Origin of the sequence: Peribacillus phoenicis, assembly GCF_047238085.1 — a bacterium.
In the GTDB taxonomy this organism is placed as follows: Bacteria; Bacillota; Bacilli; order Bacillales; family DSM-1321; genus Peribacillus.
Map to the genome: position 1 here is coordinate 1,083,392 of NZ_JBDFMF010000001.1, position 14,301 is coordinate 1,097,692.

Sequence of the window (14,301 nt, forward strand, 5' to 3'; positions counted from 1 at the left end):
ATAGTAAGATGGATTGGAAATGAATGGTCTATTTATCTAGTTTATTTTAAAATTGAGTAAACAAGCCAGTAATTTAGCCAATATTCTTTTAATTTTTTTGTGTAATGAAAAACTGAAGGCGACAAAAGGTGAAAAAATGCGTTTCATGGAATGAAACGGTATAGGAGGTTTATGGTTTGAAGCAAAAAATCTATATTACAAGGAAATTGCCAGAACAAATCATCGAAGGTCTTAGTCAAAATTATGATGTCAGGATGTGGGATCAAGAGGATATACCGGTCCCTAGAGAAGTCCTTGAAGAAGAAATGAAAGAAGTCGAGGGGCTGCTTTGCTTATTGACGGAACAAATCAATGAGTCACTGATTGAACAGGCACCTAATCTGAAAATCATCGCGAATATGGCAGTGGGCCATAATAATATTGATGTTCAAAGTGCAGCAAAACGGGGCATCATGGTAACGAACACACCAGGGGTTTTAACGGAAACGACAGCTGATTTAACCTTCGGCTTGCTGCTTGCAACGGCGAGAAGGATGATGGAGGCTGAAGATTATTTAAGGAGTGGAAAGTGGGAGACCTGGTCGCCGATGCAGCTGACAGGACAAGATGTACACGGTGCAACGCTGGGTATCATCGGGTTAGGCAGGATTGGGGAAGCCCTTGCCAAAAGAGCTAAGGGATTCGACATGAACATAGTTTATTTTAATCGAAGCCGTAAATATGGACAGGAAAAAGAATTAGGAATCGAATATCAGCCTCTTGAAAAATTGCTCCAAATCTCGGATTTCGTTTGTGTCATGCTGCCGCTCACACCGGAAACCACTTATATGATTGGCAAGGAGCAGCTTGAATTAATGAAAGGAACGGCTGTGCTCATAAATACCGCAAGAGGCGGGATTATCGATGAAAAAGCGTTGTACCAGGCGCTAAAAAGTCGAGGAATTTGGGCGGCTGGATTGGATGTATTCGAAGAAGAGCCCGTTCCTGTGGACCACCCGCTGCTAACATTGCCCAATGTGGTTACATTGCCGCATATCGGTAGTGCCAGCATTGCCACAAGATTGAAAATGGCAGCTCTGGCTGTACAAAACTTGATGGAGGGGTTATCTGGTGATACTCCCCGTAATTTAGTAATTTTGAATAAATCAAAATGACCCTGAAATGGGTTTGGAATGGTCACATCCCGAATCGCTTTCACGATTTTTTGTTATACTCCATGAGTTTTTATTGTTTATAAAGGTTAAAACATCACTAGATTGAAGAACTTGGCCGCGGTCGGCGGAAAGGGAGCGGATTTAATCCGTGGATCTTAAAATAAATGCTTTGGAGTGAGGTAAAGGTCGAAAAAAATCGTGAATGGCCGAAAAGTGCGGTGTAGGTCGGATAAAATACGAGAACGGCCGAGGAAAAGCTTTGGATAACAAAAAACGTCCGGTATAGGTGGTAAAAAGTGTTCCGGCTGAAATCAACTGCAACGTTTTTCAAATAAAATACGGCAGGGAAACTGACTTTACTTCGAGTTTGTCTACAGTATATAGTGACTCCAAAATGGGGTCATTTTTTATGAATTTTTTTAGCGGAAGCTGAAAATAATGCTCACATGGAGTTGCATCCGAAGGTGGGAATTGTTTTGACCTACAAAAGTTTTCCTTTATCCTCACATTAATGCTTAATTGAGTGCTGAAAGGAAGAAACGAATTCAAGTGAAGCATACTTATCGTAAATTGTGCGGATCTTTTGTAAAATAAAGAAAGTCGAGTTTTATTTAGGAAAAACAATTAGTTAAAAGGGATAGGGGTAAGAATGATTGAAATGAAGGAAACGATATCATCAGGCAACGAAATGACTAAATCCAAAAGGCTGTTGATGGCTCTTATGCTGGGATCTTTTGCAGCGATTGGACCACTGTCACTTGATATGTATTTACCGGGTCTCCCTACACTGGCAGAGGATCTGAATAGCAGTACGTCTTTAGCGCAGCTTAGCTTGACGGCCTGCTTATTAGGATTGGCTTTGGGCCAAATTTATTTAGGGCCTCTAAGTGATGCAAAAGGAAGGCGGACACCGTTAATCATATCTTTATCCATTTATTGCATTTCATCTCTGTTATGCGCTTTTGCTCCAACCATTGAATTGCTTTTATTATTACGTTTTATCCAAGGTATTGCGGGAGCGGGAGGCATTGTCATTTCAAGGGCCATAGTTCGTGACCTTTTTTCAGGAACGGATTTGACCAAGTTCTTCTCCATGTTAATGCTGGTGAATGGGGCGGCTCCGATATTGGCACCGGTTTTTGGCGGTCAACTTTTACAGTTCACTTCTTGGCGGGGAGTTTTCATTGTCATTTCAGTATTAGGTATCATTATGGTTGCGGCTGCATTTTTTGGGATAAAGGAAACTTTATCGTCTAATCTCAGGAGTGCCGGTGGGGTAAATGATACAATCAAGACATTTGGAAACTTATTGAAGGATCGTGTGTTTATGGGCTATGCTTTTTCACAAGGATTCATAAGTGCCGCTATGTTCGCTTATATTTCCGGATCGCCTTTTGTTCTGCAGAACATTTATGGGGTTTCCCCACAGACCTTTAGCCTGATTTTTGCAATAAACGGAATTGGGATCATCATCGCTTCACAAGTTGCCGGGAAGCTGGCAGGGAAGGTTAAAGAAGAAAAACTGCTTCAAATGGGATTATGTCTAGCTTTGTTTGGGGGAATATTACTTCTTGCCTCAGTCCTTCTTGAAATGGGGTTGGTAGGAATCTTGGTCGCTTTATTCCTCTCCGTCTCAAGCGTAGGTATTGTCGGAACAACAAGTTTTTCTTTAGCGATGCAAAATCAGAAAAAAACTGCAGGCAGTGCTTCGGCTTTAATTGGCCTGCTTCCCTTCATTTTAGGATCACTAATGGCTCCCCTGGTGGGATTAGGTTCAGGTGAGTCACCCTTGCCGATGGGAATTGTGATGGTAAGCTGTCATGTCATCGCCATGTTCGCTTATTTACTCCTTGCCCGTCGCGGATTAAGGCGAGTTGCTTAAAAAGGAAAAAAGCTGAAATCCTGATGTGGATTTCAGCTTTTTCTTTTAAGGGGTTAAGTATGAATCATAATAGTGATTCTGCTCCATCGATATAAACTTCCGTGCCCGTAACATGGGAAGACATATCTGATGCTAGAAACAATACGAGATCACCAGCTTGTTCGGTAGTCCCTGCTTTCCTCGCAAGGGGCTGGGAGCCTTGCGGATATTCAATGGGAATCGTGATTTTTTTTAAGTTTTCATCTTCCGGGAATGTGTTATCGTGAATGTTCGTATCAATCGAGCCGGGACAAATGGTATTTACCCTGATTTTATATCTTGCCAATTCGAGTGCAGCCATTTTACCGAAAGCGACTTGACCTGCCTTGGATGAACTATAAGCGGAAAAACCAAAATTCTTGAAATATCGGTTTCCATTGATGGAGCTGTTGATTACGATGCTGCCACCCGTTTCCTTCATATAGGGAATGGCGTATTTGATGGTGAGAAAGGTGCCTTTGAGGTTAATGGTATGTGTCTGATCCCAATCTTCTGGCTTAATGTCTTCTATAGGGGCAATCACTCCGTTGATGCCTGCGTTTGCAAATACAAAATCAATTTTCCCAAAATGTTCATAGGCGGTCTTGTAGGCATGTTCAACTTGCTCGGCCTTGGATACATCCGTTTTAATGATTAAAGCCTCTCGACCAAGGTTCTCCACTTCTTCCTTCACCTTTTCGGCATTTTCGACTGTACGGTCAAAAAAGATGATGTTCGCGCCGTTTTCAGCTAGTTTCAGTGCAGCGCCCCGGCCAATTCCCGATCCTCCACCGGTAATGATGGCAACTTTGTTTTTCATTAATTCTGTCATAAACTTCACACGCTCCTTTTAAGTCTTCTATTCCCAATTTGGGAGTATGTAGAAACATCATGGCAGTGGTAATATAGAAAAATTATAAACGAATATTACCTAAAAAATCCAATTTAAACAATTGCGAGTGTTCATTATACTTTGTTTTTCAGTAAAATGTCTGTATATTGAGGACATAATTAAGTTAGCTTGAAAGGGGATAGGATGTTGATAAGATTAGGGGTAATAGGTACAAACTGGATCACGGAACGATTTTTGGAGGCTGCGAAGCATGTAGAGGATTTATCTTTAACCGCCGTGTATTCACGTACAGAAGAGAAAGCCAAGGAATTTGCCAATAAATACAAAGTACATACCACTTTTACGAATTTAGAAGAAATGGCTGCCAGCGATGAAATCGACGCTGTATATATAGCAAGCCCTAACTCTCATCATTGCAGGCAAGCCGTGTTGTTTTTACAAAATAAAAAACATGTATTATGTGAAAAACCAATGGCCTCGAATGCGGCAGAAGTAATGGAAATGATTGAGGCAGCAAAACAAAATGATGTGCTATTGATGGAAGCGATGAAATCGACCATCATGCCGAATTTTGAAAGTATAAAAGGGAATCTGGATAAAATCGGGAAGATTAGGCGTTTCTCGGGAAGCTTTTGCCAATATTCATCACGCTATGATTCATATAAACAAGGAACTGTGCTGAATGCATTCAATCCGGAATTCTCCAGTGGCTCTTTAATGGATTTAGGCATTTACGTCCTCTATCCACTTGCTGTACTGTTCGGTAAACCCAATAAGGTGCAGGCATCAGGAACGATGCTTGAATCAGGAGTTGATGGGCAGGGGACGATTCTGCTTTCTTATGATGAAATGGAGGCAGTCGTCATGTTTTCCAAGATTACTGAATCCAATTTGCCATCGGAAATTCAAGGTGAACTTGGGAGCATCATCATTCAGAAAATTTCAGGACCGCAAGCGGTGGATATTCAGTATCGGGATGGAACCACTGAATATATTTCTGTTAAACAGGATATGCCTTCCATGTATTATGAAGCGAAAGAATTTGTTGATTTGATACAGCAGGGGAAAATGGAATCCGATATAAATTCATATTCGAATTCACTGTTGACCATGGAAATCATGGATGAAGCAAGAAAGCAAATCGGCATCGTCTTTCCTTCAGACCGAGGACATGGTCAATCATGAAGGGGAAAAATGGATGTTACTGATAACCCTTAATTGGGTAGAATTCAGTACAGGGAAAATTTTATTGTTGGGGGAATGGACATGAATTGCAAAATAAATCGCAATGCAGCAAAAGTCTTACAAAAAATGCTGAGCACTCAAGAAGCCGAAGGGAAAATGATTCGTGTATATATCACCCATATGCATGGCGATCATGCCCATTATGACATGAAGCTGGATACACCGGCAGAGCATGATGAAATCGTCAAAACAGATAAAGAAATCGATATTTTGCTTGATTCACGTGAAGAATTTCTGGATGGTGTCTGGATTAAATATTTTTATGTACCTAAAGAAGGCTTTGAAATCACGAATCCTTCTAAAGAACCGCACGGACATCATCACCACTAAGAGTAAAGGGGGAGGATTGGCATGAATCAAAAATACGAAAAGATTTTTCAACCATATATATTTCCATCAGGGGTAGAAGTGAAAAATCGTATCATGATGGCTCCTATGACCACTTATTCTTCGGATGATCAAGGCGTTGTAACCGATGATGAACTGGCCTATTACGCTGAACGCTCGGCTGGTGTAGGTGCGGTGGTCACGGCATGTGCCTATGTATCTGCTGGAGGCAAGGGATTCCCAGGCCAACTTAGCGCAGATGACGATTTCTTTATCCCATCCTTGAGAAAACTAGCCGAAACGATACAGTCCAACGGCTCAAAAGCGATCCTGCAAATATATCATGGAGGCCGGCAAAGTCCGCCGGAATTATTGCCTGATAACCAACCGGTTTCTGCAAGTGCCATTGCTTCCAGCGAGGAAGCTCCTGTACCGCGGGAAATGAGTGAAGATGAAATACAAGACATTATTAAAGCATTTGGAGAAGCAACAAGAAGGGCAATCGAAGCAGGATTCGATGGTGTGGAAATCCATGGTGCCAATACCTACTTGCTGCAGCAATTCTTCTCGCCACACTCGAACCGTCGTACGGATAACTGGGGTGGAACACTGGGAAAACGATTGATTTTCCCGCTTACTATTGTGAATGAAGTTGAGAAAACGGTTGCTGAGCATGCGAAAAAGCCGTTTATCATTGGCTACCGCCTTTCTCCTGAAGAAGGCAGCAATCCTGGAATCACATTAGATGATACGATCCAATTCGTTGATAGATTAGCGAATCAAAACCTGGATTATCTACATATATCGGTAGGCCACTTCTGGAATGGCTCATTCCGCGAGAGTGATAGGACAAAGTCGCGCATCGTTAAAATTTACGATAAAGTAGGTAATCGTATCCCTGTTGTCGGTGTAGGCTCACTGCATACACCCGATGAAGTTGCAGAAGCTATGGAAACGGGTGTCCCTTTTATCGCCCTTGGCCGCGAACTTCTTATGGAACCGCATTGGATTGAAAAAATCAGGTCTGGAAAAGAAGCGGAAATACGGACCACCCTTTCAAAAAAAGATCAGGATGAACTGGTCATTCCAGATCCTCTTTGGGAAAAGTTGATTGGGATAAAAGGTTGGCTCCCGGTTGTGGAGTGATTACAACATCTTGAATATGTGTAACCCGTCCTCCTTAGGTGGACGGGTTTTTGTTTTTATTCCAAAAAGGCTCGATGAGTTCCATAACTAAAAGAAGCCTGCATTTGTTATTTAACAATAATAAATGCAGGCTTCTTTTATTAATATATCTTAGGGCTTCTCGTCCATGATCCGTATTTTTAAGACAAACAAGCAGAATTGTGAACCTTTCCCTTTTAAAATGTTTCCAAACCCTTTATGGGAAGACACTTTGGATAATTATTTTAAAATATCAAATTTCAGCTACGGAATTTTGGATAATGTTTTCAGTTGGAATGATGGTATGTGGTATCTGATCTTGATTACCTTTTATCTTTGTAAAGAGAACCTGTACAGCAATGTCTCCTAATTTTTTTACAGGGATTTCCTTGCAAGTCAAAGAGGGAGAGAGAAATGGGTGTAAATTTGAATTACTGTAGCCTACGATGGATAGGTCTTTCGGTATGGAAATTCCATTTTCCGCTGCCATCTTATAGATACTCATCACCTTAAGATCATCAGTTGCAAAAACGGCTGTCGGCCGGTTATTTCCCAATAGTTGTTTTGTTGCTTGATGTGCGGCATCGATCGTATACCCACTGTTGATAATCCATTCATTCTTTAGTGGGAGCCCGTTATTCTTAATGCATGTTTTATATCCTTCCAAGCGATCGATGGAAACATGATAATCGAGTGGAGAATGTAAGCAGGCAATATCACGGTGTCCCTTATCGATCAAATATTGCGTCAAATCATAACTGTCCTTGTAGTTATTCGTGTCTACGGAAAAAACGTTTTTGTAATGACCTTCTACCTTTCCAATGACTACTATAGGGATATTAAATGGATCTATTTGTTGAAAGAAGTTTTCATTTGCAGGGGAACTTAGCATAATGATCCCTTTTATTAATTTATCCTTTATTTTCCTGATGCACTTTTGAAGTTCATCCTGACTGTTTTTCGCAGTCTGTAAAATCACATCGAAGTTTTCGTCTTCAGCATTGGTTGATATTGTATGAATGATCTCTGAGAAAAATGGGTTATTCTCGGTAGTTTTGGCTGAACGCGATAGTACCATGATCGCGTCAAATCCGGAAGATAGGGCCCGGGCTAATTTACTAGGTTGATAATTTAATTGTTCAATTGCTTTTAACACGCGCTCCCGCGATTCAACAGAGATGTTGCTTTGATTGTTTAGCACACGTGATACGGTGGATTTTGAAACCTCTGCAACACGGGCAATATCGTAGATAGTGTGTCCCAATCAAGTTCTCCCCCTCCTAGTAGATTATCTGTATATTCCTGAATTTTTATTGGTGTTTATGTACCACTGGGAAAATGGATTAATTTTTTGTTTATTTTTATAGATTGATCTTCAATTTAATAATAGAGAGCGGTTTCATAGGGTAAATTATATTGATGAATCAGGATAGTGGCAATAGAAATTTTAAAAGTAGGAGGCAATCTTGCAATGAAAAGTAGTTTCTGGACTTCATGCAAAATTAGGTGAACCCTCTAAAATAAAAGCGTGGTTCCCGATTTGGGTTCTTGTTGACAGAGAACGCTTACTGTATTATATTTTGTTTGTGGGAGCGGTTCCACGAGAAAATATTTAACTATTAATTTATATGGAAACGGTTCCAAGAAGGGGGCGTATATGGAATATATTAAACAGAGATTATCTGCAATTTATGGAGAATCTGATGCACAAAAGGTTTGGGCTGACTTAAAAGGTAAACTTGTACAAGCAAAAGAAACACCTTATAAAGAAAGAAAACAAAGATGGGATGAGAAAGATATCGTCTTGATTACATATTCGGATCAATTTCAGGAGGAAGACCAGCCTACACTGGCGACCTTTGAGAAGGTATTTGATCGTTACTTGGCAGACAAATTTGAAATTGTCCATCTGCTGCCTTTTTATCCGTATTCGTCGGATGATGGTTTTTCGGTAGTGGATTATAAGAAGGTCAATCCAATTGCGGGAGATTGGGAGGATGTTGAAAAACTATCGAAAAAAACGAGAATCATGTTTGATTATGTGTGCAATCATATTTCAGCAAAGAGTGATTGGTTTAAAGAGTACATAAAAGGAAACCCGGAATATTCCAACTTTTTTACAGAGATGGACCCAAATGTAGATCTGAGTTCAGTAACAAGACCAAGATCCACACCCGTCCTCACCAGGTTTCAAATGGAGGATGGATCAGAAAAGCATATTTGGACGACGTTTAGTGAAGATCAAATTGATTTGAATTTCAAAAACCCAAAAGTTTTATTGAGAATGATTGATATTCTATTATTCTATATGGAGCAAGGTGCGGAATATATCAGGCTAGATGCGGTAGGGTTCATGTGGAAGGAAGTCGGAGGGACTTGTATCCATCTTGAAAAAACGCACCAAATCATAAAATTGTTCCGTGATATTGTTGAGGAAGTTGCTAAAGGAACTGTCCTCATCACTGAAACGAATGTACCTCATAAGGATAATATTTCATATTTCGGCAATGGTAGCGATGAAGCACATATGGTTTATCAATTCCCTTTACCGCCGCTCGTGCTCTACTCCTTTAATCGCGGAAATGGGAGCGCTCTCACAGAGTGGGCAAGAAATCTACAGCCGGCAGGGGAGAATACAACATTCTTTAATTTCCTTGCTTCACACGACGGTATTGGATTGAATCCTATTCGCGGCATTATCCCAGAAGATGAGATTCTCAATCTGGTAGCAGACCTGAAAAGGGAAGGCGCAAAAGTTAACTACAAAAAAAATCCTGATGGCACGGAAAGTCCATATGAAATCAATGTGACATACTTGGACGCTTTGAATAAACTGTCGGATGATGATGAATTAAGGGTGAAACGTTTTTTGGCCGCACATTCTATTTTATTATCCCTTCAGGGAGTGCCGGCGGTTTATATCCAGAGTATATTAGGGTCTAGAAATGATTATGAAGGTGCGGCCAAAACAGGAATGAACCGTTCAATTAACCGCCAAAAGTATAGATTGGATAAAATTGAAACGGAACTGGAGAAAGCAGCTTCTTTGCGAAGCAGGATATATAGAGAGTTAACGAACCTTATCCAAATTAGGAAAGCAGAAGCATTATTTCATCCAGATGTGCCGATGGAAATTTTGGATAAAGGTGAAAAAGTATTTGCACTTAAAAGAGGCGATGATTCCCAAAAAAGTCTGATCATTATTCACAATATTGCGAATGAACCTGTGGATTGCCAGGTTTCAGGAAATTTTATAAATGTAATGACTGGGGAAGAAATGGCTTTCGACGGTACTATTACACTAAATCCCTATCAATTCCTGTGGTTGAAAGCGATTTAACTAGGAGGCAAAAAGATGAAAATCAAAATCCCAAGTTTGGTAGTTATCTTAGTTTTAAGCATTGCTTTATCAGCATGCGGTTGGAACGAAAAGACAGGAGAAAATGCAAAAACAACGATTGAGTTCATGCATTCCTCTGTAGAGCAAGAGCGTCTAGCTGTCATCAACAAGCTGGTAAAAAGGTTTGAGAAGGAAAATCCCACTATTAAAATCAAGCAAATTCCGGTTCAAGAAGGTTCATATAATACAAAAATCATCACTTTAGCAAGTGCCGGAAAACTTCCTGCGGTCCTTGAAGTCGGACAGGATTATGCCAAAGTCATGGATAAAGAACAACTTATCGACAAAGAGGCAGTTAGTAATACGCTCGATAAAGCTGGTAAGGAAGACTTTTATGATGGTGCCTTAAAACTAGTAACACCAGAAGATGGGAAAGGGCACACGGGTGTCCCTATCAGTGGCTGGGTTCAAGGCATTTGGTTTAATAAAGAAATGCTGGCATCTAAAGGATTTGAAGAGCCGAAAACGTGGGAAGATGTAATGTCGATCGCTCAGGCATTTACTGACAGCAGCAATAAAAAGTATGGTATTGGTTTGCCGACTGTTGAAGGCGGATTTTCAGAGCAGGCATTCTCACAATTTGCTCTTTCAAACAATGCGAATGTACTTGATGGCAAAGGGCAGTTGGATTTTAATAAAAAGGCGATGAAAGAAGCGCTGACTTATTATAAAGAATTGGCCCAATACACTATGCCCGGTTCAAATGATACCACTGAAGTGAAAGATGCATTCATGAATGGTACAACACCAATGGCGGTATACTCAACTTATATCCTGCCTTCTGTATACGAAGAAGGCGATGCAGGAAATATTGGGTTTGCAATTCCAGAGAAAAAAACAAGAGCGGTGTTTGGAACGGTTTCTGCAATCACGATCTCTTCTGGATTGGATGATACTCAAAAAGAAGCAGCACAGAAATTCACAACGTTTTTGTCCAAACCGGAAAATATGACCGAGTGGGTTTTAATGTCGCCAGGCGGTGCACAACCAGTTAGTAAAGCGGTTACAAAAAATGCTGCATATACGGCAAATGAAGTTGTAAAAGCCTTCGGAGACTTATCAACCGAAATCGCAGCATCATTTAATGATATCCAAGTGTTTGGTTTGGTTGGTGAAAAAAACTACTTGAAAATGGGAGATATATCGAGTTCAGGCACTATTCCCAAATTAGTGAATGATATAACAGTCGGTGAAAAAACCGTTGATATGGAACTTAAAAGCGCTGAACAGAAAATGAAAGAAGTCTTAAAAAAATAAGGCATTAGAGAAGGTGATTAAGACCCTCTATTTTTAGAAATATGTCCAAGGTCTACGCCTAACGATAAAGGTAGAAAATCCCTTATTGGTTTGTACGATTTAAAAAATGTGATTATTTAGGGGGACCGTGAAAATGAAAAAAAGAGGGAAATCAGATTTGAAATTGGCAGTGGTGCTACTTTTCCCAAGTGTCTTTTTAGTGCTTTTGCTGGTTGCATACCCAATGATATCTAACATAAAGATCAGCTTTTTTGATCTTCCAATTAACCCAAGGCTAAGTGCAACCTTTGTCGGGTTAAATAACTATACAGATATACTGACGGATATCGAATTTTTAAAATCATTGGGAATTACACTTTTATACATGATTTTAGCGGTGGCAGGGAGTACAGCCTTGGGATTGGTTGTGGCAATCTTTTTTAACCGTCCATTCAAATTCCGTAAGGCTGCCCGTTCAATGATTATTCTGTCTTATGTTACACCTTCAATTTCTTTGGTTTTTGCTTGGAAATACATGTTCAATAATGGCTATGGTGTCGTAAACCATTTAGGGGTTGACGTGTTTCATTTATTTGAAAAGGCACCACTCTGGTTTGACAATCCTGTTAGCAGCTTCATTCTAGTCGTTCTTTTTGCAATATGGAGATACTTTCCTTATGCGTTCATCTCATTCCTGGCGATATTGCAGACGGTGGATTCAAGTTTATATGAGGCGGCAGAAATTGATGGAGCTTCCACCTGGGAAAAGTTCAAAAACGTTACCATCCCGGCAATTATGCCTGTGCTGATAACAATTATAACTTTACGTTCCATCTGGTTGTTCTATATGTTCACAGATGTATATCTGTTAACAAACAAAGTGAACATTATTGGAATTTACCTATATGAAACTGCATTTGCTTTTAATGATCTTGGTAAAGCCGCATCCATCTCTGTAATTCTTTTTATCATTCTTTCTATCGTTATAATAGCATCAAGAAAGCGGGTGAAATTAAATGGCAATGGCTAGCAGTAAAAAGAATAAAGCAGCAAGAAAGATCAGGTTTTATCTTGGGCTGATCATCCTGTTGACTATTTCCCTATTCCCATTCTTTATCATGTTGATGACTTCCTTTAAAAGTTCTAAGGAAGCGGTTGCCACTAACCCATCCTTTTTTCCGGAAGATTGGACATTCCAGCATTATGTCGATATCTTTAATCCCGATATCTTCCCCTATTTAGCTTATTTTAAAAATAGTTTAATAGTGGCCCTTACTGCAGCATTGCTGTCCGTTGCAATAGGAATTTTCGGGGCTTACGCCCTTTCGAAGTTGAAATTTATCGGTAAAACCACCATTAATGCTAGTTTTTATACGGTGTATATGTTGTCTGGGATTTTGCTTGTCGTTCCTTTATTTAAAATCATCTCCGGACTTGGGTTATATGATACGAAAACAGCACTGATTATCACGATGATTGTTCAAACTCTTCCAACCTCGATATTCATGTTAAAAAGTTATTTTGACACTATCCCGGATGATTTGGAGGAAGCGGCGATGATTGATGGGTTGAATCGTGTGCAGATCATTTTCTATATTATTATTCCACTAGCCTTATCAGGTATCATATCCGTTTTTGTATATTCCTTTATGGTCGCTTGGAATGATTACCTATTTGCATCCATTTTCTTATCGGATTCCGCAAACTTCACGCTTCCAATCGGCTTAAATGCTTTGTTCAGTACACCTGACTATATATGGGGCAGAATGATGGCCGCTTCGCTTATAACGGCGCTGCCTGTTGTAGCGATGTACGCAATCTCAGAACACTTCATAAAAGGAAACGTAACTGAAGGTGGAGTGAAAGGGTAAACGGAAAATTCAAATAATTGAGAGAAGGTAATTTATTATGAAAAAACTAGTTGCAGTAAAACCAAGAGTAGCGGAATTGCTGGATTATGAAGACATTTCCATAAAACCAAATGAGGTGAAAATAGAAGTGCAGTTTGCCTCTCCTAAACATGGCACGGAAGTTATAGACTTTCGCGGGATGACTCCTTTTATGGATGAGAACTTCTCTGAAGATTGGCGGATGTTTATGCCACGGGAAGAAGGTACAGCTAAAGGGATCGTATTTGGTGAATTCCAGCTTGGAAATATGGTTGTAGGTCAAATAATTGAAGTTGGGTCCGAAGTAACGGGTTACCAGGTGGGGGAGACGGTTTGTACATATGGACCAATCAGGGAGACTGTTATTGTAAATGCGGTTGAGAACCACCGTTTACGGAAAATGCCAGAAGGTTCTAAATGGCAAAATGCAGTATGTTATGATCCTGCACAATTTGCAATGAGCGGTGTACGCGATGCTAATGTTCGCGCAGGTGATTACGTAGTTGTGGTTGGGCTGGGTGCAATTGGACAACTGGCAATCCAGTTGGCTAAAAAAGCAGGTGCGAGTATTGTTGTCGGAATTGACCCTCTGAACCAGCGCCGGGATATTGCACTTCGTAACGGGGCGGATATTTGTTTAGATCCAACTGCTTGCGATGTAGGATTTGAAGTGAAAAAGCTGACAAATAAAATAGGGGCTGATTCAATCATTGAAACAAGCGGCAATGCTGCAGCTCTTCAGGCGGCACTAAAGGGTATTGCATATGGCGGGACCATCTCATATGTAGCCTTTGGGAAAGCTTTCCCTGAAGGGTTGAATTTTGGCCGTGAAGCTCATTTTAATAATGCTAAGATTGTATTCTCCCGCGCAGCCAGCGAACCTAATCCAGATTATCCACGCTGGAATAGAAAGCGGATAGAGGAGACCTGCTGGGAGTTGCTGATGAACGGGTATCTGAATTGTGAAGACATCATCGAACCAATCGTACCATTTGAAAAGTGCGCTGAAGCGTACATGGAATATGTAGATCAGCATCCTGAACTAAGTATTAAAATGGGTATCGAGTATAAAAAATAAAAATGAGTTAGAGCAGCTGTAGCGGTTTCCTTACGATTTGAAAAAATGTAAATCG

Annotated in this window: 12 protein-coding genes; 10 read left to right on the forward strand and 2 right to left on the reverse strand. The window is 40.3% G+C overall.

Annotated features, from left to right (window positions below; all coding sequences use genetic code 11):
• Positions 1-176: 176 nt before the first annotated feature.
• Positions 177-1,154 carry a 2-hydroxyacid dehydrogenase gene (locus tag ABC374_RS05230; RefSeq protein WP_413016349.1) on the forward strand — a complete coding sequence of 326 codons (978 nt, stop codon included), beginning with the start codon at positions 177-179 and terminating at the stop codon, positions 1,152-1,154.
• Between the two features lie 649 nt (positions 1,155-1,803).
• Positions 1,804-3,036: a multidrug effflux MFS transporter gene (locus tag ABC374_RS05235; RefSeq protein WP_413016351.1), complete on the forward strand. Its 1,233-nt coding sequence runs from the start codon at positions 1,804-1,806 to the stop codon at positions 3,034-3,036.
• 64 nt (positions 3,037-3,100) lie between these two features.
• Here ABC374_RS05235 and ABC374_RS05240 read toward each other — a convergent pair whose 3' ends face one another.
• The gene (locus tag ABC374_RS05240) at positions 3,101-3,886 is read right to left on the reverse strand and encodes an SDR family oxidoreductase (protein ID WP_350301801.1); all 786 of its coding nucleotides are present in this window, start codon (positions 3,884-3,886) and stop codon (positions 3,101-3,103) included.
• Positions 3,887-4,093: 207 nt separating this feature from the next.
• On the opposite strand from ABC374_RS05240, the gene ABC374_RS05245 reads away from it, so the two are divergent.
• The 3 genes from ABC374_RS05245 to ABC374_RS05255 all read left to right on the forward strand — a co-directional run bounded on the left by ABC374_RS05245 (position 4,094) and on the right by ABC374_RS05255 (position 6,625).
• Positions 4,094-5,092 carry a Gfo/Idh/MocA family protein gene (locus ABC374_RS05245; RefSeq protein WP_413020273.1) on the forward strand — a complete coding sequence of 333 codons (999 nt, stop codon included), beginning with the start codon at positions 4,094-4,096 and terminating at the stop codon, positions 5,090-5,092.
• A gap of 81 nt (positions 5,093-5,173) precedes the next feature.
• Positions 5,174-5,482 (forward strand): iron-sulfur cluster assembly accessory protein, encoded by a 309-nt coding sequence (locus ABC374_RS05250; protein ID WP_413016353.1) that lies wholly within the window; start codon positions 5,174-5,176, stop codon positions 5,480-5,482.
• A 21-nt stretch (positions 5,483-5,503) separates the two neighbouring features.
• Entirely contained in the window at positions 5,504-6,625 is a 1,122-nt protein-coding gene (locus ABC374_RS05255; RefSeq protein ID WP_260356967.1) for an NADH-dependent flavin oxidoreductase, read from the forward strand.
• Between the two features lie 271 nt (positions 6,626-6,896).
• On the opposite strand, the gene ABC374_RS05260 is transcribed toward ABC374_RS05255, so the two are convergent.
• Positions 6,897-7,907 carry a LacI family DNA-binding transcriptional regulator gene (locus ABC374_RS05260; RefSeq protein WP_413016355.1) on the reverse strand — a complete coding sequence of 337 codons (1,011 nt, stop codon included), beginning with the start codon at positions 7,905-7,907 and terminating at the stop codon, positions 6,897-6,899.
• Between the two features lie 393 nt (positions 7,908-8,300).
• Between ABC374_RS05260 and ABC374_RS05265 the strand changes: the two genes are divergently transcribed.
• The 5 genes from ABC374_RS05265 to ABC374_RS05285 all read left to right on the forward strand — a co-directional run bounded on the left by ABC374_RS05265 (position 8,301) and on the right by ABC374_RS05285 (position 14,246).
• Positions 8,301-9,983, forward strand: a complete 1,683-nt coding sequence (locus tag ABC374_RS05265) for a sugar phosphorylase (RefSeq protein WP_413016357.1) — start codon at positions 8,301-8,303, stop codon at positions 9,981-9,983.
• A 15-nt stretch (positions 9,984-9,998) separates the two neighbouring features.
• Positions 9,999-11,300: an ABC transporter substrate-binding protein gene (locus ABC374_RS05270; protein ID WP_413016359.1), complete on the forward strand. Its 1,302-nt coding sequence runs from the start codon at positions 9,999-10,001 to the stop codon at positions 11,298-11,300.
• 133 nt (positions 11,301-11,433) lie between these two features.
• Positions 11,434-12,309 (forward strand): carbohydrate ABC transporter permease, encoded by an 876-nt coding sequence (locus ABC374_RS05275; protein WP_413016361.1) that lies wholly within the window; start codon positions 11,434-11,436, stop codon positions 12,307-12,309.
• Entirely contained in the window at positions 12,302-13,150 is an 849-nt protein-coding gene (locus tag ABC374_RS05280; RefSeq protein ID WP_413020274.1) for a carbohydrate ABC transporter permease, read from the forward strand. The genes ABC374_RS05275 and ABC374_RS05280 overlap by 8 nt, the downstream gene beginning before the upstream one ends.
• Before the next feature lie 37 nt (positions 13,151-13,187).
• Entirely contained in the window at positions 13,188-14,246 is a 1,059-nt protein-coding gene (locus ABC374_RS05285; protein ID WP_413016363.1) for a zinc-dependent alcohol dehydrogenase, read from the forward strand.
• Positions 14,247-14,301 lie beyond the last annotated feature (55 nt).